The organism is Nitrosomonas europaea (assembly GCF_900167395.1).
Taxonomy (GTDB): Bacteria; Pseudomonadota; Gammaproteobacteria; order Burkholderiales; family Nitrosomonadaceae; genus Nitrosomonas; species Nitrosomonas europaea.
Genome location: NZ_FUWK01000009.1, coordinates 17,687 through 41,839 on the forward strand (window position 1 = coordinate 17,687; position 24,153 = coordinate 41,839).

Genomic DNA, 24,153 nt, shown 5'->3' on the forward strand with positions numbered 1-24,153 from the left:
TTTGCTCAAAAAACAGATATTCCTGTTTCTTCCAGTAACTGGGAAGTTTCAAATAGCGGTAACCCGACCACACCGCTGTAACTCCCGTCGATATTGATGATGAAAGCGGCCGCTTTTCCCTGGATGGCATAGGCACCTGCCTTGTCATGGGGCTCGCCACTGGCGATATAGGCCTGAATTTCGCGCGGGCTGATATCGCGGAACCGAACGGTGGTTGTCGATAAGCGCAATCTGGTCTGTCCCTGGAAAGTCAGCCCGACAGCAGTATAAACCTGGTGTTCCTGGCCGGAGAGGGCATGCAGCATCTCTTCTGCATGCCCGATATCCTGCGGTTTTCCCAGGATACGGCCATCCAGTACAACGGTGGTGTCTGCAGCCAGAACGGGCAAAAGGGGCAAGCCGCGCTGCTTCAGCCGTAACCAGCCAGCTTCCGATTTGGTGTGCGTGATTCTGTAGACATAATCCGCCGGAGATTCTTCCGGAAGCGGGGTTTCATCCACATCTGCCGGCCGGGACAAAGCTTCCCGCATGAGCAGTATGTTGTGCCTGATTCCTATTTGCTTGAGCAGATCGCGTCTGCGGGCGCTGCGCGATGCCAGATAAATACAATTGCCAGCTGGGGTAATCATTGTTCAGATCGGATCTAGGCCCTATTTTTGCAGGGGTTCGGTATGAAAAATATCTGTAACCTGAACTCTACCTCAGGATGACGAGTTATGCACGATGGTAGGGGTGATTGCGGTTGATGGAAAATGCGCGGTAAAGCTGTTCCGCCAGTAATACTCTGGCCAGCCCGTGTGGAAGGGTCATGGCGGACAATGCCAGCTTTTCATGGGCCATCTGTTTGATATCCTGATGCAGCCCGTCAGCTCCGCCAATGATGAACGCGACATCCTGGCCGGATCCCATCCAGCGATCCATCATTTCTGCCAGCTTCATGGTCGTGGCCTGCTTGCCTGTTTCATCCAGTACGACGATATGGCATCCAGGTGGCAGAACGGTCCGGATGCGTTCACTTTCAGCCTGCAGCAGTTGCCTGGTATTCTTGCTGCCAACGCGTTTTTCCGGTTTGATTTCCACCAGCAGCAACTCGGCTTCTTTGGGCATGCGCTGGCAGTATTCCGTATACCCTTTCCTGACCCAGTCCGGCATTTTGTTTCCAACGGCCAGGATATGGAATTTCATGTTTCAGATGAGCGCATGCATGAAAATCATCGCAGCGTATCAATCGAAGAAACTGCATGCAACTCTGAAGCAGATCGCACTTTTCACGGTTGTAAATTAGCCGTATACAGCAGAGTTTTCCTGAGGTGACCGCCAGGCCTGTTCCGACCAGAGTCCTTCCAGATCATAATAACTGCGAATGGCCGGCTGCATGATATGGACGATGATGTCTCCCAGATCGACCAGCAGCCACTCCCCTGTTTGTTCGCCTTCTATTCCGTAAACCATGCTGCCGGTTGCTTTTACCTTTTCCTGTACATGGCTGGCCAGTGCTCTGGTCTGGCGTGTGGAATCGGCGCTGGCTACGATCATGGTGGTGCATAACGAAGTCAGCTTGCTGACATCCATCACATGGATATTGCTGGCTTTGAGGTCTTCCAGGGCCATGATTGCCGTTTCCAGCAATTTTTCAGGTGATTTCATTTTCCTCCGGCATAAAAGCCATACTTGTCGATATAGTTGAGTACTGATTCAGGCAGCAGATAACGTGCACTCTTTCCTGAAGCGATGATATTTCTGATTGATGTAGATGAAATATCCAGCAGGGTTGTGGGTGCTGTGAAGATGAGGCCAACGGGAGAATTTTTCAATTCATCGGCCATGGTCGTCCAGCGATCCTGACAGACACCCCGCAATTCATCAGGCAGATCGGATGGATATCTGATCGGAACGGATCCGGGGCGATTGACGATGATGAGGTGGCACAATTCAAATAACTCACGCCAGCGATGCCAGTACGGCAGCTTGATAAAGGCATCGGTACCTGTGATGAAACACAGTGCAACAGACTCGCTTGCTTCGTATTCCTGTCGGATTTCCCGCAGTGACTCGACACTATAGGTTTCTCCGGGGCGCCTGACTTCACGGTCATCTACCGAGAATCGGGTATTCCCGCGAATGGCCTCTTGCAACATGGCAACGCGATGCTCACCAGCTACAAAAGGGGGAGTGCGCAAACGGGGTCGGCCCGCCGGTAAAAAAAACAAGTGGTTCAGCTCCACAATGTCCGCCAGTTCTTCCGCTATTCTCAGATGTCCGTAGTGAATAGGATCAAACGTTCCGCCATAAATTCCAGTGAGTGAGTATCGGGTTATTTCAGCCATTTACCGGTCAATGTGTCATCAGGTGGGCTATGTTGGCCGGTGCGGCAACTCAGAACAGGGCAAGACGCATATCCGCCAGAATACTGGCCAGATGTGCAGTGAAGCGTGCGGCTGATGCACCGTCGATGACCCGGTGGTCGTAGGATAACGAAAGCGGAAGCACCAGGCGCGGAACAAATTGCCCGTTCTGGTAAACCGGTTTCAGACTTGCACGCGAGACACCCAGAATTGCTACTTCTGGTGCGTTGATAATGGGGGTGAAGCCTGTTCCACCGATCCCACCCAGGCTGGAAATGGTAAAACTTGCGCCCTGCATGTCGCCCGGTTTCAATTTGCCTTCACGAGCAAGTGAGGACAGTCTGGTAAGCTCCTCGGCGATACCGATTACTCCTTTCTGATCGGCATCGCGGATGACGGGAACCACTAACCCGTTGGGGGTATCGGCCGCGAAACCCAGGTGGTAGTAGCGCTTGATGATGAGCTGGCTTTCCGTGGTGCTGTTATCCAGAGAGGCGTTGAACTCCGGAAATTTTTTCAGCGCTGCTGTGACTGCTTTGATGAGGAAAGCCAGTATGGTCAGTTTAGTGCCATTGTTTTGCCGGGTTTCATTATGGTTTTTTCTGAGCGCTTCCAGATCGGTGACGTCTGCTTCATCGAACTGCGTGACATGCGGAATCATGACCCAGTTGCGATGCAGATTGGCACCTGAGATCTCCCGGATACGCGACAGCGATTTCAGTTCGATCGGCCCGAATTTGGCAAAATCCACATGTGGCCACGGTAATAAATCGAGTGTGCCTCCCCTGGCATTACGTCCACCCGTCAGAGCTTGTTTAACGAAAGCTTGTACGTCTTCTTTGAGAATGCGCTGCTTGGGGCCGGTTCCCACTACCTTGCTCAGATCCACTCCCAGCTCGCGGGCAAATCGTCTGACCGAAGGGCTTGCATGGGGAATTATCTTATTGTGCTGGTCGATCGTATGATCCGGTATTTGTATGGGAGCAGAGGGGGTGGCCGGCTTCGTTGTCGTAGCAGCAGGTTTGGCTGCCGGCTCCTCTTCGGATTGACCGGCTCCTGTTTCGATCGGCCGGGTTGGTTGTGCAGGCTGTGATCCGGCTGATGGTTGTGGCTGGGAGGAAGTTGTTTTATTGTCGCTTTCTGCAGAGACCACTTCCATGGTCAGGATCTCCGAGTCTTTGGAGACTTTGCTGCCCATTTGCACCCTGATTTCCCGGATGATCCCGGAATAAGGTGAAGGAACCTCGACAGTGGCTTTGTCCGATTCCAGTACGATCAAAGGGTCCTCGACCTGCACACTGTCGCCAGGCTTGACCATGATTTCAATGACCGGAATATCTTCAAAATCCCCGATATCCGGGACCAGAACTTTCTTGACTTCAGCCACTTGCACTCCTTGATTTGCTGCAACACATGCTGTCAGAGGGAATCGACAGGGTTATTCCACCTGCCGTGAACAGAATCAGATCTTGACCGGCTCGGGTTTGTCCGGATCGATCGCAAAGGTACGGATTGCCTTGGTTACTTGTGAAGATGGAATCTTTCCTTCATCTGCCAATGCTTTGAGTGCTGCAATCACGACATAATGGCGATCGACTTCAAAGAATTGTCTCAGTTTCTCGCGGGTATCGGAACGGCCGAACCCATCCGTTCCCAGTACGAAATAACGTCCTGGGATGAATTCCCGGATTTGGTCGGCAACGATCTTCATGTAGTCCGTAGAAGCAATGACAGGTCCTTCCCGGTCTTTCAGACAGGTTTCCACATACGATAATCTGGCCGGTTCATCCGGATGAAGCAGGTTATGGCGTGATACAGCGAGTGCTTCACGCCGTAACTGATTGAAGCTGGTTACGCTCCATATATCTGCCGAGACCTTATAATCTTTTTCCAGAATTTCTGCCGCGGCGATCACTTCCCGTAAAATCGTCCCCGAGCCCAGCAGTTGTACATGCGACTTACTGCGTTGCTTACCGCCGCTACGGAACAGATACATACCCTGCAGAATGCCCTGTTCAGCACCTTTGGGCATTTCCGGGTGCGGATAATTTTCGTTCATCACAGTAATGTAGTAATAAACGTCTTCCTGTTCCTGATACATACGGCGCAGACCGTCCTGCATGATGACTGCCAGCTCATAGGCAAAAGCCGGATCGTAGGATACGCAGTTTGGGATCGTGGAAGCAGCCAGATGGCTGTGACCATCTTCGTGCTGCAATCCCTCACCGTTCAGCGTCGTGCGGCCGGCGGTACCCCCCAGTAGAAAGCCGCGACAGCGCATATCCCCTGCTGCCCAGGCAAGATCACCAATACGCTGGAAGCCGAACATCGAATAGAAAATATAGAATGGAATCATTTGCACACCATGGGTGCTGTAAGCAGTGGCTGCCGCCATCCACGATGCCATGGCGCCTGCTTCGTTGATTCCTTCCTGCAAAATCTGTCCGTTCCGATCTTCTTTGTAATACATCAACTGGTCGGCATCTTCCGGGGTATAAAGCTGCCCCACCGATGACCAGATACCCAGTTGCCGGAACATGCCTTCCATGCCGAATGTACGTGATTCATCCGCCACGATGGGTACTACATGTTTGCCAATATTCTTATCTTTTACCAGGACGTTGAGTATCCTCACAAACGCCATCGTAGTGGAGGATTCACGCCCTTCACCACTGGCTTTGAGCAGTGTCTCAAAAGCGGATAATGGAGGGATCTGCAAGGCAGCAGCTTTGCGACGGCGGTGATGAATGAAACCACCCATTGCCTGTTGCCGCGCACGCATGTAGTTGTATTCAGGTGACCCTTCCTCAAGCTTGAGGTAAGGTATCTCGTCGATTTTGTCATCCGGCACCGGCAGACCAAAGCGATTGCGGAATGCTTTCAGTGAGATCGTGCCCATTTTTTTCTGCTGATGAGTGATGTTCTGTGCCTCACCCGCTTCACCCATACCGTAGCCCTTGATCGTTTTGGCCAGAATCACAGTGGGCTGGCCGGTGTGTTTCATTGCTGTGCTATAGGCAGCATAAACTTTGTGAGGATCGTGGCCGCCGCGATTCAACCGCCAGATATCGTCGTCGGACATGTTGGCGACCATTTCCAGCAATTCCGGATATTTGCCGAAGAAATGCTGGCGTACATAAGCGCCATCACGTGATTTGAAGGTCTGATATTCACCATCGACACATTCCATCATGCGCTGCTGCAGCAATCCTTTGGTATCCTTGGCCAGCAGCGGATCCCAGTAGGAACCCCAGATGACCTTGATCACATTCCAGCCGGCACCGCGGAAAGTGCTCTCCATTTCCTGAATGATCTTGCCATTACCTCGTACCGGTCCGTCGAGGCGCTGCAGATTGCAATTGATGACGAAAATCAGGTTGTCCAGTTTCTCACGTGCGCCCAGAGAAATGGCTCCGAGAGATTCCGGTTCATCCATCTCGCCATCACCCATGAAGGCCCAGACCTTACGCCCCTCGGTTTGAGCAAGTCCGCGTGCACCCAGATATTTCATGAAGCGCGCCTGATAGATCGCCATGAGCGGCCCCAAACCCATCGAAACAGTCGGGAACTGCCAGAAATCCGGCATCAGCCATGGATGAGGGTAGGAAGACAGACCGTTATTACCGACCTCTTGACGAAAATTATCGAGCTGATCGGAAGTCAATTCATCCAGCAGGAAAGCACGTGCATAGATACCGGGAGCAGAATGGCCCTGTACGTAAACCAGGTCTCCGCCCTGATGTTCATTGGCGGCCCGCCAGAAATGGTTGTAGCCGACATCATAGAGCGTGGCCGCCGAGGCGAAACTGGCGATATGGCCGCCAACATTGGTATGACGGTTGGCACGTAACACCATGGCCATCGCATTCCAGCGAATATAGGAACGGATACGATGCTCCAGTGCATGATCACCCGGTGAGCGTTCCTCCTTGCCGGGAGGGATAGTATTGATATAAGCGGTGTTGGCGCTGTAGGGTAGGTATGCGCCGGAACGGCGGGCTTTTTCCACCAGTTTTTCCAGTAGAAAATGGGCACGCTCGGTTCCTTCATTCATCAGAACCGTTTCCAAGGCATCCAGCCATTCCTGCGTTTCCTGCGGATCAATATCCATTGGATCCATGTTCGGGTCTGCTCCCTGTTGACAATTCCAAAATTATTGCACAGAACTGTGCCAGCCACCGGCCAGAGCCACTGCTTTCGCACGTTCGGCAGCTTCGATCGTATTGTTCATCAGCATCACGATAGTCATCGGACCGACTCCACCGGGAACCGGCGTGATATATCCTGCTTTTTCTTTCACTCCTGAAAATTCGACATCTCCGCAAAGCCGCCCGTCCGCCAAACGATTGATTCCCACATCGATGACTGTCGCACCTGTCCTGATCATATCACTTGTCAGCAGATTCGCTTTTCCTGCAGCCATGACGACAATGTCAGCATTACGGGTATGGCTGGCCAGATCTCGTGTCCGTGAGGTACAAACCGTGACCGTTGCACCTTTTTCCAGCAGCATGAGGGCCATCGGTTTCCCGACGATGTTACTGCGGCCGATGATGACTGCATGCTGCCCCTGGAGCGGAATATCATATTCTGCCAGCATTTTCATTACTCCAAAGGGAGTACATGGATGAAACAGGGCGTGACCTGTTACCAATGCACCTACATTACAGGGGTGAAAGCCATCCACATCCTTTCCTATTGCGATGGCAGCAATGACTTCATCGATCCGGATATGGCCAGGCAAAGGCAGTTGTACCAAAATACCGTGAATTTCCGGATTGACATTCAAATCCTGAATTTGCTGTAACAGGGCTTTCTGAGAAATATCACCAGGAAAATTGAAGATTTCGGAGCGGATACCCAATTCCTCACACGTTTTTGCCTTGTTGCGCACATATACGCAAGAGGCAGGATTATCTCCTGCCAGAATTACTGCCAGACCGGGTTGCATCCATGTTTCTGAGAGTATTTTGACGCGTTGCTTCAGTTCTTCGCGAAATTTGCTTGCGATAAGACTGCCGCTGATGATTGTTGCACTCATAAAATTCAGGAAATATCAGGTGAAGCAGGTAAATAACCCATGTGAATCAGCAGGATTGATTTGAAAACTTTTGCTGGAAATACTTCCCGGGTAGTTTTTGTACCATCAGAAAATTACTTTTCGGGTACATACCGGCCCCTGGGTCTTGCCAGCTATTGAGGGGGTGTTGGGGTGCGACTACCTTTCCGGGTCTTGTAACGGTGAATCAGCAGGCCGACCAGAAACACGGGTACTATGAAAAAAAGTGCGGCCAATAATCCAACAGCCAGAATGGTGATATTGTCACTTTCCGGCAGATAGATCGTTACAAACCATATACCAGCCATGGCGAAGAGTAAACCGCCCAGTAATAGAATTTTCTTGCCCTGGTCGTAGAAACGCCAGAGTCCCTTTGAAACTCTGGATTCATTGACGTAATGGTCGAAAACCTCAGCAAGGCTGCGGTCGCCCGGTTTTGATTCATACCCTAACGCCAAGGCCAGTGCCTCATCACCATCATCCAATCTGGACATTTGTCTGATGAATGCAGCCTGGTTTTTTGCCCGCCTGGATTTGACGCCATCTTTGGTCATCATGTAGTACAACGCATGGAATGCTTTTTCCTGAGCATCCGTCGTCGTTGCTTCATACTGATCATAAAACTGCTGCATGACACCCACCAGATAGAGCTGGATGGTCAAATCTCTGAATTGCGGTGCGAAGTCATATTTTTTGTCTTTGACAAGCGGGAGTTGCTCTGCCAGAACTTCTTTTGCGTGACGGATGCAAGCATCGAGTATTTCTTCCTCGAATTTTTCTGCTGTATTTTCCATTTGAGTTGATCAGGGCCTTTACACGGTCATAATACGTTGCATTATATACCGGCTGGATAACACATGAAATCTGCAAATCCTGAAATGTCCATCCAACCCGAAAATACAGGTGATTTTCAGCAAAATTCCGTTGTAGAAAGGTGATCTGGACTGCGCCGGTATCAGATCAGGAATCTTTGCCAGAATCTGCCGGACCGGTTTTCCGGTGCGACTTATACGTCAAAACACGCAAACAAGTTTGCAATCGAGCCGCTATAATGCGGGCTTGCTGAAACACTTTCCTGTCATGGTTACAACGACTCTTCCCGACTTTAAATCACACTGTATTCAATTGCTCGATCAGGCAGCAAGGCAAGTTCTCCCGGATGAAGTAGGGGTTCAAATCGAGTTGCTGCGTCCCAAACTGGCAGATCATGGTGATTATTCCAGCAATCTGGCAATGAAGCTGGCCAGGCGTTTACGCCGGAATCCGCTTGAACTGGCAAAAGCATTGATTGGAGCACTGCCTGATTCTTCCTGCGTGGAAAAAGCCGATGTTGCTGGTGGCGGGTTCATCAATTTTTTTCTGAAGAAAACAGCCAAACAACAGTTTCTGCACGCTGTGCTGCAGGCGGGTGATTCGTTCGGCCACAGCAGGCTGGGAGCAGGGAAAACCATACAGATCGAGTTTGTGTCGGCCAACCCCACCGGTCCGCTGCATGTCGGGCATGGACGAGGGGCAGCGTTTGGTGCCAGCCTGGCCAATATCATGACCGCAGCCGGTTATGCCGTCACGCGCGAATTCTATGTCAACGATGCCGGCCGGCAGATGGATATCCTGACGTTATCGACCTGGTTACGTTACCTCGATCTGTGCGGACTCTCCTTCTCATTCCCTGCCAATGCCTACCGCGGCCAGTATGTTGCTGATATGGCATCGGAAATATACCAGGCACAGGGTGATCGTTACGCCCATCGTTCTGATGCAACGATACGGCAACTGACTGAAATCAGTACGAGTACGACGATTGATAGTGAAGACGAGCGCCTCGACAGACTCATCACTGCAGCAAAATCCATTCTTGATCAGGATTATGCTGATCTGCACAATTTTGTCCTGACAGAACAGTTGGCGGACTGCCGGAATGATCTGATGGAATTCGGTGTCGAGTTTGAGACCTGGTTTTCGGAACAGTCATTGTTCGATAGCGGGATGGTGGCACGTGCCGTACAGCTGCTGGATGATAAAAAACTGCTGTATCGGCAGGATGGCGCGCTCTGGTTCCGTTCCACCGATTTCGGTGATGAGAAAGACCGGGTCGTGCAGCGGGAAAATGGCCTGTATACCTATTTTGCCTCGGATATCGCTTACCATCTCAGCAAGTACGAACGTGGCTTCGATTACCTGCTGAATATCTGGGGGGCGGACCACCATGGTTATATTCCACGGGTGAAAGGTGCCATAGAGGCATTATCGCTCGATCCAGGAAGGCTTGAAATAGCATTGGTCCAGTTTGCGGTGTTGTATCGGGATGGCAAGAAAGTTTCCATGTCCACCCGCTCGGGGGAATTCGTCACATTGCGGCAATTACGCCAGGAAGTGGGCAATGATGCAGCGCGATTTTTTTATGTGCTGCGTAAAAGTGATCAGCACCTGGATTTCGATCTCGATCTGGCCAAATCACAGAGCAATGATAATCCTGTTTATTACGTACAATATGCACACGCCCGTATCTGTAGCGTGCTAGGCCAGTGGGGGGGGGCTGAGGATATACTTGCGCGGGCGGAAACGGAGTTGCTGACTGACCCTGCCGAACTCGTGCTTTTGCAGAAAATGATCGATTTTACGGATACGATTGAAGCTGCGGCAAAAGAACGCGCACCCCATCTCATTGCCTTTTTTCTGCGCGAACTGGCAGGCGAATTTCATAGTTATTACAATTCGACACGTTTTCTCGTTGAAGATGAATCGCTTAAAATAACGAGGCTGGCACTGATTTCAGCCGTTCGCCAGATCTTATCGAAAGGGCTGACGTTATTGGGGGTAACCGCCCCCCGTGAAATGTAGTTGAACGCAATACGGAAAGATTGATGAGTCGGGATTATAAATCCAGAAATTCGGCAAAGACCCATAAAAACGGCAGCCTGCTGTGGCTTGGTCTGTTTGTGGGCTATACCTTGGGTCTGGCAAGTGCAATCGGGGTATGGTTGTACCTCAGCCAGGCTCCCAGTCCGTTTCTGAACGGGGGGAAAGTCGCTCAGAACCAGTCCTCTGAAAAATCATCCGTGCGACAATCACCATCGCAGGAGAAAAAAACTGAATCGAATACGAATCAGACGGGCACAAGTGGATCACGTTTTGATTTCTACAAAATTTTGCCGGGTATCGATGAGCCACCGGGTGAAGATGTATTTGATCTCACACCATTACCGCCTGCTGCAACCGTTACCAGGAAGATCCCTGAAAAAACTGCTGAAAAACCACCTGAGAAGGTTCCTGAACCCAAGAGTCGGTATTATCTTCAGGCGGGTTCCTTCAGAAATTCCAGTGATGCTGAGCGGGTGAAGGCTGAGCTTGCTTTGCTGGGTATCATTGCTTCGGTCCAGACTGGAAGATCTGAAGGCAACGTTCCCGTCCATCGTGTACGAGTCGGCCCGTTTACCCGAATGGAAGAGCTTGATCGGGTTCGTGCTTCATTACAGGAAAACGGGGTAACATCAAGCCTGGTGACGCAGTAAGCACCGGTACAAAGCTCCTGACTGATGTGGCCGAACCCGGTTACAAAGCAACTGGAATTCGAACCGGAACAGATTTACCTTTTCTTTTCCATTGGAAATGTCATTTACGATTTACCAACTTTGAAAGCGAGGAAAAATAGATGACCGTGAGAAAAATGATCTGCTTTCTCTTGAGTTTTATCGTCGTAAACCTGGCGGGAGTGTTGATTGCTCATGCAGAAATCGTTGAAGGCCGGGATTATACGGTACTGTCAGCTCCTCAGCCGACTGAAGGTGATTCAGAACACATTGAAGTCATTGAATTTTTCTGGTATGGCTGTCCTCATTGCAGTGACTTGCATCCCCATCTCAGCCGCTGGCTGGAGAACAAACCGGCGGATGTGGCGTTCCGGTTCGTGCCCGCCATTCTCAGGAATAACTGGGTGCCTGGTGCAAAAACTTTTTATGCGATGGAAAGCCTCGGCCTTACTCAAACACTGCATGACAAGGTCTATCACGCCATTCATCGTGAAAAAACAGATTTGTCGAAAGAAGCGACGCTGTTCGACTGGATCGGAAAACAAGGGGTCGATCGTGACAAGTTTATCGGTGCCTATAACTCATTCACAGTCCAGAATCAGGCAAACCGTTCTGCTCAAATGATACGGCAATACAAGCTGACTGGTGTGCCGGCACTGGTGGTGGATGGCAGATATCTGACCAGTGGTAAAGCAGGTGGTACCCCGCAGGATACGATTTCAGTTCTGAACCAATTGATTGAGAAGGTGCGTGAGGAAAAGAAAAGCCGGTAATGGTGCCGGCGTTTATTCCCAGGATGGGGGTGAAATCCCATAAAGAACGGCAAATTTGATCGCTTTTTCCTCAAAAGCTTCCCTGTCATCGCGGAACCGTTCATAGGCAAACAATACATCCCATATTGCACGAGTTCCGGTACCTGTCTCTGCCTTGTTCTGCAGGCAGGTAATGAAACGATCTGCCTGTCTCAACTTGGGCCTGGTGTTTTCCTGTGCCAGAGAAGAAAAGAGTTGTGCCAGTTTCTTCAACCCGTCATTATCAATTTCCTGTACCTGTGAAAAATCCAGCAGGATGCCACCTGGGGAACATTGCCCACGCTGGATAATGATGCTGTCAGGTAATGCTGCTGCAGTAATTTTCTTCGGGATTTCAAATACTACCGGATGGCTGACAGCTTCACCATTAAACCACTGCGGGTATTTCTGTTTGAGATCTGCTGAAAGAGATACGCCGGTGATGCTTTTGTACTGCTTTTCGATTTTAGCCAGATCGTTTAGCCGGTCGGTTGCCAGATAAAACATTGCCAGCAACCTCCACCCGGTCATATCTTCTATTCGTTCGTTTTCGAGAAGTGATTCGAGTGCCCGCATCGTCGTTTGTGTCTCATCGACCACTCGCCGCACCACCTCGGCAGGATCAGGAGGGATCGCCCCGGGCGAAGTAAAGTCAAGCAACAGATTGTCGGCACTCATTTTTTATAAGGTAGTGGTTTACAGGTTCTTGATACGCCCCATTTTGACTATTTCATCAATGTGCTTCAGCCTGCGGAAAATCTGTGCAAGGTGCTGACGATCTCTGGTCTGCAGGATAAAGCGCATCGTGGTGTAATCTTTGTCATTCTCCAGCGTGATATCGTCAATATTCGAATCTGCTTTAGCGATCTCGGCAGTTACTCTGGCCAATACGCCGCTTTTGTTTACCACCGTCATGAATATACTGACAGGAAAAGTTCGATCGATATCCGTTCCCCAGACGACATCCAGCTGATTTTCCATGTTTTTATGGTCCTTGATCCTGATTACCGCAGGACAGTCTTGCATATGGATCACCAGTCCCTGATCTTTCTTGATCAGACCAACGATACCGTCGCCCGGTATGGGATGACAGCATCGTGCAAATTTGACGGCCATTCCCTCAGTACCCAGGATGGTGATGGAGTTATTGCTCTGTATGTTTGAGACAGATTCACCCGGTACTGCCAGGCGTTTGGCCAGAACGGCTGCAAGCTGTTTTCCCAGGGCAATGTCTGCCAGCAGTGCTTCTTTGGACTTGGCCTTGCTTTCCTTGACCAACTTTTCCCATTGCGATGGCTCGATAGCGTCCGGATTTACGCCAAAAGAATGCAGCGCCTGATTCAGCAGGCGTTCTCCAAGCTTGACTGATTCATTGTATTGAATGGTCCTCAGAAAATAGCGAATACTGGAGCGCGCTCTACCGGTGGCGACATAAGACAGCCAGATGGGGTTCGGCTTGGCTGCAGGGGCAGTGATGATTTCCACGCGATCCCCGCTTTTCAGTCGGGTACGCAACGGGGTGATTTCACCGTTGATTCTGGCCGCTACACAGCAGTTTCCGACGTCAGTATGCACAGCATAGGCGAAATCCACTACTGTTGCGCCTCTTGGTAATGTCAATATCTTGCCTTGAGGAGTGAACACATATACTTCACCAGGGAACAGATCAACCTTGAGGTGCTCCAGAAATTCGAGCGAATCGGAAGAGTCATTCAGGGTTTCCAGCAAACCTTTCATCCACTGATTGGCTTTCATGTGCAGATCATCTATTCCAGCATCAGTGTTCTTGCTTTTGTAAAGCCAGTGTGAAGCTACCCCGGCTTCTGCAATGTGATGCATCTCATGGGTGCGGATCTGTATTTCTATCGGTAATCCGTAAGGTCCAAGCAATGTACTGTGTAACGACTGATAGCCGTTCGGTTTGGGGATGGCAATGTAGTCCTTGAATTTACCAGGGATCGGTTTGTAAAGGCTGTGGAGCGCTCCAAGTGCCACATAGCAGGAAGATACATCTCTGACGATCACCCGAAAACCGTAAATATCCAGTACATCCGAGAAACTGAGGTGTTTCTCGGCCATTTTCTTATAGATACTGTACAAATGTTTTTCACGTCCGGTTACTACAGCATCCAACTCTGCTTCCTGCAGACGCTGCTTGATTGCATCGAGAATTTTTCCGACGACTTCCCGTCGATTTCCCCTGGCTGCTTTGGTTGCTTTGAGCAGGACCTTGTAGCGGGTCGGATAGGAAAAACAGAAACCCAGCTCCTGCAGCTCCTGGTAGATGTTTTCCAGGCCGAGTCGATGAGCAATCGGAGCATAAATTTCCAGAGTTTCCTGGGCGATACGGTGTTGTTTCTCCGGTGACATTACCTCGAGAGTGCGCATGTTATGCAGGCGATCAGCCAGCTTGATCAGTATTACCCGCACATCCTGTGCCATAGCCAGCAGCATTTTGCGGAAATTTTCCGCTTGCATATCCGCCTGTGTCTGGAATCTGATTTTGTCGAGTTTGGAAACCCCATCGACAAGTTCAGCCACGGAAGAACCAAATCTTTCGCTGATTTCCTGCTTCAGGATGCCGGTATCCTCTACCACATCGTGTAACAGTGCTGCAGTGAGTGTGACTGCATCCAGGCGCAGCTCGCCCAGTATTCTGGCTACAGTAATCGGGTGGGAGATGTAAGGTTCACCTGATTTCCTGAACTGTCCGGAGTGTGCCTTTTGGCTGAAGAAATAGGCACTCTTGAGTAATGCCAGATCTTCAGGTTTGAGATATTGGGATACTTCACTGATAAGCAGTTCCGCTTCCGGTGAAATAACCGCAGAATCGTCCGAGTCATTCAAAATAGGATTTTGCATGAAATTCTCAAAATTTTTAAGTATGAAACAATTTTGTTGTTTCTATCTTTTAGCAATGTCTGCCTGGCTTAACCGTTTTCCCGGGTCCTGATGGTGCACTATTCCAGATCAGGTGCGGGTGACATGAAGGCGTCAGCGGAGCACCCGGGAGTGGAAGTAATGACAACTCCAAACAAAAACATATTTTTGCTGAAAATACTAGCTCAGAACCAGGTGACGCACAATCCGGGCATGCAGCACAGCAAGCCGGGTAGAACAGATACCCGTGTTTCATAAAGCATGCTGTGGCTTCTAAACAGCCGGCCGGGATGTGTCGATTTACCGGAAATTTGCTGTTAGTTGCTGTACGGGGTGATTTCAGTGATAATTGCGTTCCTGCCGCAACTTGAAAGCCGGGATGGCGGAATTGGTAGACGCACGGGACTCAAAATCCCGCGATGGTGACATCATGGGGGTTCGATTCCCCCTCCCGGCACCACAAAGAATATTTTAAGCTCCGCTTTACTTCATCAAATTCAAGGCAGTCCGACAATCTGCTGGAAGTCAACTGGTAAGAAAACGGAGCGAAGACTTGTTAGCTTCCTGTTTGTTACTCTTCTGTACTTATCTAACCGAATGGTGCCGGTTTGGTGGTGCTGGTGTCAGCAGTAAAAAATGCACTTGGAGCGTATACAGGTACTGATAAACTTTGCTACTTGGACAATGCTGATTTCTGGTGCTTCTTCGGGCGGCACTCCATTTATATGATCTTTCCGAATCATAATCCAGGTATCTTGTGTCGGGTTGGATCATCCGGGTGCCCCGGGAAGCTCATCATTGATAATTGATCAGGAGGACGAATGAATCTCAAAAAATGGACAGATGAGGAACTGGTATCGACCCGGGATCAGATCGAGGCATGGTGTGCCAAATATGCTCAATCGGTCTGGGATGGACGCAAGGGATACCTAACGGGATTACTGGGTGTATTTGGTATCTCGACTGGCGTTGTATTTTTAATGTTCGATGGGATTGAAGTGGTGAGTTTTGTGCCGATTTTGCTGGGGGTGATCGTCTGCTTTACATGGTGGAAGACAAAACAGCAGCACAAGAAAAACAATGGTTTTCTGGAAGAGATCAAAGAAGAGATCGCACGCCGGGCAAAAAAAATGGAGAAGATCGAGAAAAATAAGCCCCAGTCAAACCATGCTGTATTACCGTAATTCCAGATTGACTGATCTGCTGCTCGATTGATCCGGGAATTGATCGTCGGTAAGTCTGAGCTCATCAATGTAAGTCGAATGACCGGATTAAGGCAGTTTGAGTGTCAGTTGTGAAATATCTGCTTTGGGAATCCGGACGGGTAGTGAAGGCCGCAGAGTATGCAGAACTTTCCGGGCAGTTGCGCGGCAGACAGTCAGTTTTCCCCCATAAATTCCCACAATCCGGGGAGATTCAGGCGAATCACATTGCAGGTGAGTTTCACGCGAGCGACCGAAAGGATTATTGCGCGATACGGGCAGTACGCGCAGGCCGGTAAAGCGTTCCCGTACCGTGGCGCCGTGATCGGGAAAATAATACCGGAAGCAACCCAGCAGGTAGTTTTCTTCGGATACCAGCGGGAGAGCCTTGTCGGGTGCTCCTTCGAATACTGTTTCAGTTGTGCCCAGTAAAATATGCTGTTTCCATGGCAGCGCGAAAATGGCTCTTCGATCCTGTGGTGATTCGAGGTAATAACAGCCTTTATCCAGACTTCCTTCCAGTATCAGATGAGTGCCTTGTACCAGCTCTACCGGGTATGCCGGTGGTGCGGGCGAGATTCGTTCCGCTACCTGACTGACCCATGGGCCGGCAGCATTGACGAGCGAGCTTGCCGTACACTGGTAAGCCTGGTTGTTTTCCAGAAATTCGATTTCACAAATCTCTCCGGAAATTCTGGCGTGGATGAATTCAGCCGGGCAGTGTAATTCCACCCCGAGCGAGGAGGCAGAATGCATGATCGCCCGGGTGAGCGCCTGATCGTCGGTTTGCGCATCCCAATACTGGAAGACATGTCTGAGTCCTCGCGTGGAGAGGCCGTCCAGCTCCCCCCATCTCCTTCTTGGTATGGAATGAAAGCCTGCGCCTTTGCTCAATCCTGCAAGCAGGGCATAGAGACTGAGCCCTGCGCGTATGGTCAGCGTATCGCGTGAAGTCTGATCGTAAATGGGGATATGAAATGGCTGCAATCTGACCAGTGAAGGCGCAAGGCGCAGGAGCGCAGCCCGTTCCTTCAGGCTTTCCCATACCAGTCCGAACTGGCCGCTTTCCAGATAACGCAGACCGCCGTGGATCAGTTTGCTTGAACGGCTCGAAGTTCCTGCAGCCAAAGCAGTTTTTTCCAGCACCAGCACATTGTAGCCAAGTGCAGCGGCAGCCTGTGCAACGGCTGCGCCTTGAATTCCTCCTCCTATGATTACAATGTCGTAGTGGCGGGTTGTAGGCATGGCTTGGTCAGGGAGCGAGCAGCGTGCTGATCGTATCGGTTTCGATCAGTGTAATGCCGGCTTCTGCATAACCGAGTGCCGTAGCGTAATCATCGACTGTATAAATCACCCATTGCCAGGGACCGGGCCAGAGTTGATCGAGTTTTTCGGGAAGACAGCGGATGCTGCTGAACAGATAATCCGGCTGCAAGCGTGCTGCCATGGCCGATTGTTCGTCAGTCCAGTGTTCGATGATCCAGCCGGTTTTGTACATCTGATGCGATTTGATCAGTGCAATCAATTCCCAGTCGAATGAAATCAGGACACATTGTGTGTGCACCACATCAATGACCGGAAGAATTGCATCCATCGTTTTGCTCAGACCAAACCGGGCAATGCTTTCAGATTTGATTTCGACGAAGGTGGTGACTTGGGGATGCTGCGCCAGATAGCGGCAGAATTCTGCCAGACGGGGAATTGGAGCAGGCTCTGTACCGGATGAACACGTGACATCTGGGCAGGAGACGGTCAGTGTATCGATTTCATCGTCTTTCAGTCTGGTCAGATAGGCATTGCGGCCGGTCAATCGCTTCAGATTATCGTCATGACAGAGATAGGGAGTCAGCTGGCGGCTCAGTTGAATGTCAATTTCAACATACCGGGCACCAGCCTGGACTGCAGCCCGAATTCCGACCAGTGAATTTTCCGGATACAATGCGGGATACCCTCGATGGGCAACGAAACAAGGAACACCATGCACCATTACAGAAGAACCACTCCTCTTTTTCCTCGAGTCTACTCTCTATTCCATTGGATTGCGATGTTATCCGGTAATGGAAGGACCGTTCAGGAGCCGTTCAGTTTGAAGGGGGTATGATGTATAAAAGAGATACTCGTTTCAGTATGGTGTTTCCGGCGTTGCTCGCGGTGGTTTTGTTTGTTCCGTTTGTGATGAATTTTCTGGCACATGCGTGGTATGGAGAGAAACATTTTCCACCACTGACGATGATGAAACTGCCGGCTGACAGTTCGGTCATCAGCCTGCCGCAAGAAATAAAACAATACAAACCTTTTGAAATCACATTGCAACTGAATACCAGAGAACTGGCGCGGCGTATCAACGATATCGTCAAGAAATCTCATCCCGGAACCGAGCTGCAAGGTATTCGCAGCGAGGTTTTCCCTGAAATGCGTGCCAGGATAGCCGGAGATGCATTTTCGATCGATCCACCGGAGCCGCAGGTGCAGTTCTTTTCCGGTCAAGGTGAGATGAGCCGGTGGTCCTGGATCATTACTCCAGAAAAGACGGGGCGTCACCACCTGTTGATCGAGCTGCATCTGCAAACGGCTGAAACCACCCGTGAGCATCCGCAAGTTGCGGATCTGGCTGAAATTCAGTTGTTTGTACGAGAAAACCCAGAAGCATGGATGCGGACTCATGGTATCTGGTATGCGCTCTTTACTCTGCTGGCAGCAGGGTGGTGGTGGAAAAAACGTCTAATAAAAAAACGAAAAGCAGCCAAAGAGCAGTAACTGCTCGCTTTATAAAAATACAGCTTTTATCTTCATTTTGTATGCGGAAAATTTTTCTCTGGAGTTTCCTGTCTGGCTTCGCTTTATTTACGGGATCAAATTATCCGGTTCTGGCGGCGGGAGGCGGATATACCGTCACTGATATTCAGCGTATGGGTTTACAGGCCAATGGCTTGCTGCAGGCTGTCCGTTCACAGGTCGAGATAGCCAGGGCAGAGGTTACCAGTGCATCGGCATTTCCCAACCCTGAAGTTACTTTTATGGCTGGCCCTGACAGTAAGCGTTTACCTGAGATTGATACCGGGCCGGCTTCCATGCAACGGCAGGTGACAGTCAGTCAGTCACTGGAAAATCCATTTGTGCGGCGTGCCCGGATCGGTGCGGCAGAGGCCGGGGTGGAAGCCAGTCGCGCAAATCTGGAACAGGCACGGGCAGATCTGGCGGCGCAACTTCGGGTACATATCTATGAATTTCTGTTGCGACGTGGTCTGGCTGAGATGGAATCAGATATTCATGATCTGATGGGGGAAATACAGCGTCGTATCAAGCTGAGCGTTGAATCGGGTGAAACTGCCCGCTTCGAGTTGATTCGTGCCGATACCGAAGTAATGACGGCAGCGAGCAGAAAAGAGGCAGCATTATTGAATACCGAACGGGCACGTATTGCTCTGTTGCAATTGACAGCAGGCGCCTTGCCACCTGAATTCAACGTGACTGCTTCGCTCGGTGATCCGGTCGAATTGCCTTCACTTGAAGCGTTACGTGTTGAGTTATCAACTGTGAATCCGGAAATTCTGCGTTTGGAGGCAGAGCAGAATCGCGCACATCTGCGAATCGACCAGGAGCGTGCTTCTGTACTGCCGTCAGTGAATATTCTTTACAGCAATTACCAGGACAAGCAATTTACATCGAATACCGCTGGATTGAGCGTACGGATTCCACTTTTCTATCAGCGGCGCGGTGAAGTCGATGCAGCGGTTTCAGATGCAGCCAGAGTGCGCGAGACGCTCGATTATCGTCGCTATGAGATCAATCGACTGCTGGAATCCGCCTGGCAGGCGATGGAGATTGCGCGGCGCAGAGTGGAAATGTTTGAAGGCGGTATCGTCAAGGAAGCAGAAGCGGCGCTGCGTGTGGCGGAAGCTGCTTTCCGGCTGGGGGAAAGAGGGTTTATCGAGGTGCTGGATACCCAGCGGGTGTTGCGTAATGCCCGTTCGGAGCTGTTGCAGGCCCAGTTCGAATTACAGTCAGCAGCGGCAGAGATAGATCGGCTGCGAGCGCATTATCCAAAGGAGTAACCTTTTTCAATGAATTTGCAGATACAGATCATTGCTGTTTTTCTTGCATTCGTCACACTGTCTGTTCCGGGTTGCAAGAGCGGAGAGGAACAGGAGCCTCCGGAAAAACACGTCAAGGCAGAAACAGATGATGCCAATACAATTTTTCTCAGGCCGGATTTACGCGAACGGATCAAAACCGGCAAGCCCTTTTATGCCGATATTGCTGAAAAACTGAGCGTCCCCGGGCAGATCAAGGTCAACGAATTGAAGCTCGTTCAGGTCGGGGCGAGCTTTACCGGGCGGATCGTCGAAATTTATGCACATTTGGGGGATAGTGTTTCCGCCGGTACCAAACTGGCCAGGATTTCAAGCCCGGAACTGACCCAGGCTCAACTGGCTTATCTGCGTGCCAATTCTCTGGCAGTACTGGCACAGCGTGCAGCCATGCGCGCACAGCAATTGTTTGAGGAGGATGTCATCAGTGCTGCAGAGCTGCAGCGCCGGGAATCGGAATTACAGGTTTCAAACGCTGAACTGAGTGCGGCGAAGGATCATTTGCGGTTGCTGGGAATGGATAACCAGGCAGTGCAGGATCTGACCAAACGTGGCCAGATCCTGCCTTCCGTGGTCATTACCGCACCGCGCAGCGGTACGGTAATTGCACGCGATGTTGCGCTGGGACAGGTGGTTCAGCCTTCGGATCAGCTATTTACACTGGCTGATTTGTCGGTGCTGTGGGTGGTGGGGGATGTCCCGGAGCATGCTGCCCATTTTGTCGAGCTGGGTCAGCATGTGGAAGTGCGCGTACCTGCATTGGGGGACACGAGTTTCGATGGAACCATCATTTTTGTATCCGACATCGTCAATCCGCTGACACGAACGGTAACTGTCCGCACGGAAGTGGATAATCCTGAACGCAGGTTACGTCCGGATATGCTGACCACAGTGAATATCGATGAACACGCGCGTGAGCGTCTGGTCATCCCGGAAGGGGCGGTGGTACGTGAGAATAATGAGGATCATGTGTTCATTGCCCGGGAAGATGGCGGTTTCACACTGACTCCGGTCAAACTGGATGAAATGATCAATCAGGTAAGACCCGTCCTGGAAGGGTTGACACCGGATCAGCAGATCATCGTCGATGGTGCCTTTCACCTGAATAACGAGCGCAAGCGCAAGGATCTGGAGTAATGATGATTACTTCTCTGGTACGCGCCATGCTGGCGCAGCGGCTGGTGATAGTCGTGCTGACGCTGATTCTGATGGGGTTTGGTCTGCATGCAGCACAACGCTTGTCAGTCGATGCGTTTCCGGATGTCACCAATATTCAGGTGCAGATTGCGACTGAGGCAGTCGGTCGCAGTCCGGAAGAGATAGAACGGCTGGTGACGGTTCCACTGGAAATTGCCATGACCGGATTGCCCGGACTGGAGGAAATGCGTTCACTGAACAAGAGCGGTTTATCCATCATTACCCTGGTTTTTACCGATGAAACCGATGTTTATTTTGCCCGGCAACTGGTCATGGAGCGGCTGCTGGAAGCAGCCAGTAAAATGCCACCGGGAATTATCCCGCGCCTGGGTCCGGTTTCTACGGGCCTGGGAGAGGTTTATCAATACACGATCGATCATCCCAATGATGGTGAGCGGGCACTGACCGTCGAAGAACTGACCGAACGGCGCATCGTGCAGGACTGGATTGTCCGGCCAATGTTGCGATCCATTCCCGGAGTGGCGGAAATCAATTCGCAGGGAGGGTATGTCAAGCAATATCATGTGCTGACGGATCCCAACAAACTGCGTCACTACGATCTGACACTGAACCAGGTAGAGAAGGCCGTTGCAGAAAATAATGCCAATGCCAGCGGCGGTATCCTGCCGACCGGCAGTGAACAGTATCTCGTTCGAGGGGTTGGCCTGATTCGCACCCTGCAGGATATTGGCAATATCGTCCTGTCGGAAGAGCGCGGTGTGCCTGTATTCGTGCGTGACATCGCTGAAGTGAAACTGGGCACGGAGGTCAGGGCAGGGGCCGTCATCAAGGGTGGGTATACCGAATCGGCTTCCGGCATCGTGCTGATGGTCAGAGGCGGGAACGCCAAGGAAATCGTGGAGCGCGTCAAGGTAAAGGTGGCGGAGATCAATGAGCAGAAACTGCTGCCCGGCGGATTACAGATCGTTCCGTATTATGACCGTACCGACCTGGTCGATGCCGCATTGTGGACGGTCAGCAAGGTACTGATGGAAGGTATTTTTCTGGTCATCGTCGTGTTGTTCATCTTTCTGGGGGATGTGCGCTCGAGCCTGATCGTGGTGGCAACACTGGTAGTTACGCCCTTACTGACATTCATGATAATGAATCACCAGGGTATCTCCGCCAATCTGATGTCACTGGGCGGGCTTGCGATCGCGATCGGGCTGATGGTCGATTCCACCGTGGTGGTGGTGGAAAATGTCTTTCATCGCCTGGGCCATAGTGGCAACACGCAGGAATCACGTGCGCGTACCATTATTGAGGCGGTGGGTGAGGTCGGTACACCGGTGATTTTTGGGATTTGCATCATCATTCTGGTGTTTCTGCCACTGATGACGTTACAGGGTATGGAGGGCAAGTTGTTCAGTCCGCTGGCCTTTACGATTGCGATTGCTTTGGCGATTTCCCTGATCGTCTCGCTGACTTTGTCCCCGGTATTGTGTGCCTATATCCTGAAAGGGGGGGCCGATCACGATACGACGATCATTGCCAAACTGAAAGCGGCTTACCATTCCTTGCTCAACACTGCACTCAAGCGGGGAAAACTGACAGTTACCACTGCGCTGGGATTATTGCTGCTGTCTTTTGTGTTGTTTCCATTTCTGGGGAAATCGTTTATTCCAACTTTGAAAGAAGGTGCATTGACTCCCCAGATCAACCGGGTAGCCTCGATTTCCCTGTCCGAAGCCATTGAAATGGAAATGGAAGCCATGAAGGCCGTATCGAAGGTGCCAGGGGTGAAAAGTGTGGTATCCAAACTGGGGCGCGGTGAATCTCCTGCTGACCCGGCCGGGCAGAATGAATCCGATCCGATCGTGATACTCGATCCGGAGTCCGGTCGTACCCAGGATGAAGTGGATGAAGATATCCGCAAATTGCTGGAGGTGCTGCCAGGCGTCAATATCGTTTTGTCACAACCGATTGCCGAAAGAGTGGATGAGATGGTGACTGGTGTACGCTCTGAAATTGCAGTAAAAATTTTCGGGGACGATCTGAATAAATTGCGTGAGCTGTCGGAACAGATCGCACGCATTTTACGCAGCATTCCGGGTGCACAGGATATTCGTATAGAACGTCTGTCCGGCCAGCAATCCCTCACCATCGATGTTGATCGTAATGCCATTGCGCGTAACGGTATCAATGTCGCTGATGTGCATGAACTGATCGAGACTGCTGTCGGCGGTCGTGAAGTCAGTACTTTGTACGAAGGTGAGCGGCGTTTTTCCATCGTGGCACGTTTTCCACAACATTTTCGTGACAGTATCGAAAGCATTCGCAATTTGCTGCTGCGGGCCCCGGATGGCGTAACCGTGCCCTTATATACTGTTGCTAACATTAACATCGTCGATGGTCCCGCCCAGGTTTCACGTGAAAATGCCAAGCGTCGCGTAGTAGTCGGATCGAATGTCGAAGGCCGTGATCTGGGCGGGTTTGTAGCAGAGGTACAGGAGCGGATTGCCAAAGAAGTGAAACTGCCTGACGGTTATTTCTTCGAGTGGGGGGGGCAGTTCGAGAATATGGAGCGTGCTATGGCTACGCTTTCGATCATTGTCCCGATAACGATTTTTGCGATTTTCTTTTTACTGTTCATGTTGTTCAATTCCCTCAGATTGGCTGCTTTGATCATTCTGGTGCTGCCATTTGCATCGATAGGGGGTGTATTTGGCCTGTTTGTCACCGGTGAATATCTATCGGTGCCTGCCTCGGTTGGTTTTATCGCATTGTGGGGAATTGCGGTATTGAACGGAGTGGTGCTGATTTCCTATATTCGCAAATTGCGTGATGAGGGGGTCAGCGTGAAGGATGCCGTCATTAAAGGATGCGAGCAGCGCTTCCGCCCGGTCTTGATGACCGCTACGGTAGCCATGCTCGGGCTGGTTCCGTTTCTGTTCGCGACCGGCCCGGGCTCAGAAGTGCAGCGGCCGCTTGCCATCGTGGTCATCGGCGGGTTGATCACCTCTACGTTGCTGACACTGGTAGTGTTGCCTGTGCTGTATCGCCGGTTTGATCAACCTCCGGTCACACAGCAGCAAATCCTCTGATCGAGATCTTGAAC

General features: G+C 51.0%; 20 protein-coding genes and 1 tRNA gene. 9 read left to right on the forward strand and 12 right to left on the reverse strand.

What is annotated here, in order from left to right; translation table 11 throughout:
- Positions 1-5: 5 nt before the first annotated feature.
- The 8 genes from B5D58_RS04615 to B5D58_RS04650 all read right to left on the reverse strand — a co-directional run bounded on the left by B5D58_RS04615 (position 6) and on the right by B5D58_RS04650 (position 8,198).
- Positions 6-629, reverse strand: a complete 624-nt coding sequence (locus B5D58_RS04615; RefSeq protein WP_011110991.1) for a Maf family protein — start codon at positions 627-629, stop codon at positions 6-8.
- 85 nt (positions 630-714) lie between these two features.
- Entirely contained in the window at positions 715-1,185 is a 471-nt protein-coding gene (gene rlmH / locus B5D58_RS04620; RefSeq protein ID WP_011110992.1) for a 23S rRNA (pseudouridine(1915)-N(3))-methyltransferase RlmH, read from the reverse strand.
- 96 nt (positions 1,186-1,281) lie between these two features.
- Positions 1,282-1,647: a ribosome silencing factor gene (gene rsfS, locus B5D58_RS04625; RefSeq protein ID WP_011110993.1), complete on the reverse strand. Its 366-nt coding sequence runs from the start codon at positions 1,645-1,647 to the stop codon at positions 1,282-1,284.
- Complete coding sequence (gene nadD, locus B5D58_RS04630; RefSeq protein ID WP_011110994.1) at positions 1,644-2,327, reverse strand: nicotinate-nucleotide adenylyltransferase; 684 nt, start codon at positions 2,325-2,327, stop codon at positions 1,644-1,646. The genes rsfS and nadD overlap by 4 nt, the downstream gene beginning before the upstream one ends.
- 49 nt (positions 2,328-2,376) lie before the next feature.
- Positions 2,377-3,768, reverse strand: coding sequence for a dihydrolipoyllysine-residue acetyltransferase (gene aceF / locus B5D58_RS04635; protein ID WP_256335803.1), 1,392 nt, complete (start codon positions 3,766-3,768; stop codon positions 2,377-2,379).
- Positions 3,769-3,807: 39 nt separating this feature from the next.
- Positions 3,808-6,465, reverse strand: coding sequence for a pyruvate dehydrogenase (acetyl-transferring), homodimeric type (gene aceE, locus B5D58_RS04640; protein ID WP_011110996.1), 2,658 nt, complete (start codon positions 6,463-6,465; stop codon positions 3,808-3,810).
- Positions 6,466-6,498: 33 nt separating this feature from the next.
- Positions 6,499-7,386 carry a bifunctional methylenetetrahydrofolate dehydrogenase/methenyltetrahydrofolate cyclohydrolase FolD gene (gene folD, locus B5D58_RS04645; protein ID WP_011110997.1) on the reverse strand — a complete coding sequence of 296 codons (888 nt, stop codon included), beginning with the start codon at positions 7,384-7,386 and terminating at the stop codon, positions 6,499-6,501.
- A gap of 152 nt (positions 7,387-7,538) precedes the next feature.
- Positions 7,539-8,198, reverse strand: a complete 660-nt coding sequence (locus tag B5D58_RS04650) for a hypothetical protein (protein WP_011110998.1) — start codon at positions 8,196-8,198, stop codon at positions 7,539-7,541.
- Between the two features lie 286 nt (positions 8,199-8,484).
- Here B5D58_RS04650 and argS point away from each other — a divergent pair, with 286 nt between their 5' ends.
- The 3 genes from argS to B5D58_RS04665 all read left to right on the forward strand — a co-directional run bounded on the left by argS (position 8,485) and on the right by B5D58_RS04665 (position 11,707).
- Complete coding sequence (gene argS, locus B5D58_RS04655) at positions 8,485-10,245, forward strand: arginine--tRNA ligase (protein WP_011110999.1); 1,761 nt, start codon at positions 8,485-8,487, stop codon at positions 10,243-10,245.
- A 23-nt stretch (positions 10,246-10,268) separates the two neighbouring features.
- The gene (locus B5D58_RS04660) at positions 10,269-10,916 is read left to right on the forward strand and encodes an SPOR domain-containing protein (protein WP_011111000.1); all 648 of its coding nucleotides are present in this window, start codon (positions 10,269-10,271) and stop codon (positions 10,914-10,916) included.
- A gap of 140 nt (positions 10,917-11,056) precedes the next feature.
- Positions 11,057-11,707, forward strand: a complete 651-nt coding sequence (locus B5D58_RS04665) for a thiol:disulfide interchange protein DsbA/DsbL (protein WP_011111001.1) — start codon at positions 11,057-11,059, stop codon at positions 11,705-11,707.
- A gap of 12 nt (positions 11,708-11,719) precedes the next feature.
- On the opposite strand, the gene B5D58_RS04670 is transcribed toward B5D58_RS04665, so the two are convergent.
- On the reverse strand, positions 11,720-12,403 hold the full coding sequence (locus tag B5D58_RS04670) for a hypothetical protein (RefSeq protein WP_011111002.1): 684 nt from the start codon (positions 12,401-12,403) through the stop codon (positions 11,720-11,722).
- Positions 12,404-12,421: 18 nt separating this feature from the next.
- Complete coding sequence (locus B5D58_RS04675) at positions 12,422-14,587, reverse strand: RelA/SpoT family protein (RefSeq protein ID WP_011111003.1); 2,166 nt, start codon at positions 14,585-14,587, stop codon at positions 12,422-12,424.
- Between the two features lie 391 nt (positions 14,588-14,978).
- Here B5D58_RS04675 and B5D58_RS04680 point away from each other — a divergent pair.
- Together B5D58_RS04680 and B5D58_RS04685 are read left to right on the forward strand one after the other, a co-directional pair.
- Positions 14,979-15,065, forward strand: a tRNA-Leu gene (locus tag B5D58_RS04680).
- Between the two features lie 361 nt (positions 15,066-15,426).
- Positions 15,427-15,789 carry a hypothetical protein gene (locus B5D58_RS04685; protein WP_011111004.1) on the forward strand — a complete coding sequence of 121 codons (363 nt, stop codon included), beginning with the start codon at positions 15,427-15,429 and terminating at the stop codon, positions 15,787-15,789.
- 87 nt (positions 15,790-15,876) lie between these two features.
- On the opposite strand, the gene B5D58_RS04690 is transcribed toward B5D58_RS04685, so the two are convergent.
- The gene (locus B5D58_RS04690; protein ID WP_011111005.1) at positions 15,877-17,052 is read right to left on the reverse strand and encodes an FAD-dependent oxidoreductase; all 1,176 of its coding nucleotides are present in this window, start codon (positions 17,050-17,052) and stop codon (positions 15,877-15,879) included.
- A gap of 7 nt (positions 17,053-17,059) precedes the next feature.
- A complete protein-coding gene (locus B5D58_RS04695; protein WP_011111006.1) occupies positions 17,060-17,794 on the reverse strand; it encodes a glycerophosphodiester phosphodiesterase family protein in 735 nt (244 codons plus the stop codon).
- Between the two features lie 113 nt (positions 17,795-17,907).
- On the opposite strand from B5D58_RS04695, the gene B5D58_RS04700 reads away from it, so the two are divergent.
- From B5D58_RS04700 to B5D58_RS04715, 4 genes are read left to right on the forward strand one after another with little or no spacing between them, the layout of a single operon-like run.
- Positions 17,908-18,564 carry a hypothetical protein gene (locus B5D58_RS04700; protein WP_011111007.1) on the forward strand — a complete coding sequence of 219 codons (657 nt, stop codon included), beginning with the start codon at positions 17,908-17,910 and terminating at the stop codon, positions 18,562-18,564.
- A gap of 41 nt (positions 18,565-18,605) precedes the next feature.
- Positions 18,606-19,862, forward strand: coding sequence for a TolC family protein (locus B5D58_RS04705; protein WP_011111008.1), 1,257 nt, complete (start codon positions 18,606-18,608; stop codon positions 19,860-19,862).
- A gap of 9 nt (positions 19,863-19,871) precedes the next feature.
- Positions 19,872-21,035 (forward strand): efflux RND transporter periplasmic adaptor subunit, encoded by a 1,164-nt coding sequence (locus tag B5D58_RS04710; RefSeq protein WP_011111009.1) that lies wholly within the window; start codon positions 19,872-19,874, stop codon positions 21,033-21,035.
- Between the two features lie 2 nt (positions 21,036-21,037).
- The gene (locus tag B5D58_RS04715) at positions 21,038-24,139 is read left to right on the forward strand and encodes an efflux RND transporter permease subunit (protein ID WP_041356988.1); all 3,102 of its coding nucleotides are present in this window, start codon (positions 21,038-21,040) and stop codon (positions 24,137-24,139) included.
- Positions 24,140-24,153 lie beyond the last annotated feature (14 nt).

What these genes read in the sequence shown, in the direction of transcription:
- B5D58_RS04670 (WP_011111002.1), bottom strand. Translation starts at nt 12,403, where the DNA reads ATGAGTGCCGACAATCTGTTGCTTGACTTTACTTCGCCCGGGGCGATC.
- B5D58_RS04690 (WP_011111005.1), bottom strand. Translation starts at nt 17,052, where the DNA reads ATGCCTACAACCCGCCACTACGACATTGTAATCATAGGAGGAGGAATT.
- B5D58_RS04675 (WP_011111003.1), bottom strand. Translation starts at nt 14,587, where the DNA reads ATGCAAAATCCTATTTTGAATGACTCGGACGATTCTGCGGTTATTTCA.
- B5D58_RS04705 (WP_011111008.1), top strand. Translation starts at nt 18,606, where the DNA reads ATGCGGAAAATTTTTCTCTGGAGTTTCCTGTCTGGCTTCGCTTTATTT.
- B5D58_RS04695 (WP_011111006.1), bottom strand. Translation starts at nt 17,794, where the DNA reads ATGGTGCATGGTGTTCCTTGTTTCGTTGCCCATCGAGGGTATCCCGCA.
- B5D58_RS04665 (WP_011111001.1), top strand. Translation starts at nt 11,057, where the DNA reads ATGACCGTGAGAAAAATGATCTGCTTTCTCTTGAGTTTTATCGTCGTA.
- nadD (WP_011110994.1), bottom strand. Translation starts at nt 2,327, where the DNA reads ATGGCTGAAATAACCCGATACTCACTCACTGGAATTTATGGCGGAACG.
- B5D58_RS04660 (WP_011111000.1), top strand. Translation starts at nt 10,269, where the DNA reads ATGAGTCGGGATTATAAATCCAGAAATTCGGCAAAGACCCATAAAAAC.
- folD (WP_011110997.1), bottom strand. Translation starts at nt 7,386, where the DNA reads ATGAGTGCAACAATCATCAGCGGCAGTCTTATCGCAAGCAAATTTCGC.
- aceE (WP_011110996.1), bottom strand. Translation starts at nt 6,465, where the DNA reads ATGGATCCAATGGATATTGATCCGCAGGAAACGCAGGAATGGCTGGAT.
- B5D58_RS04685 (WP_011111004.1), top strand. Translation starts at nt 15,427, where the DNA reads ATGAATCTCAAAAAATGGACAGATGAGGAACTGGTATCGACCCGGGAT.
- B5D58_RS04615 (WP_011110991.1), bottom strand. Translation starts at nt 629, where the DNA reads ATGATTACCCCAGCTGGCAATTGTATTTATCTGGCATCGCGCAGCGCC.
- rlmH (WP_011110992.1), bottom strand. Translation starts at nt 1,185, where the DNA reads ATGAAATTCCATATCCTGGCCGTTGGAAACAAAATGCCGGACTGGGTC.
- rsfS (WP_011110993.1), bottom strand. Translation starts at nt 1,647, where the DNA reads ATGAAATCACCTGAAAAATTGCTGGAAACGGCAATCATGGCCCTGGAA.
- B5D58_RS04650 (WP_011110998.1), bottom strand. Translation starts at nt 8,198, where the DNA reads ATGGAAAATACAGCAGAAAAATTCGAGGAAGAAATACTCGATGCTTGC.
- B5D58_RS04700 (WP_011111007.1), top strand. Translation starts at nt 17,908, where the DNA reads ATGTATAAAAGAGATACTCGTTTCAGTATGGTGTTTCCGGCGTTGCTC.
- B5D58_RS04715 (WP_041356988.1), top strand. Translation starts at nt 21,038, where the DNA reads ATGATTACTTCTCTGGTACGCGCCATGCTGGCGCAGCGGCTGGTGATA.
- argS (WP_011110999.1), top strand. Translation starts at nt 8,485, where the DNA reads ATGGTTACAACGACTCTTCCCGACTTTAAATCACACTGTATTCAATTG.
- B5D58_RS04710 (WP_011111009.1), top strand. Translation starts at nt 19,872, where the DNA reads ATGAATTTGCAGATACAGATCATTGCTGTTTTTCTTGCATTCGTCACA.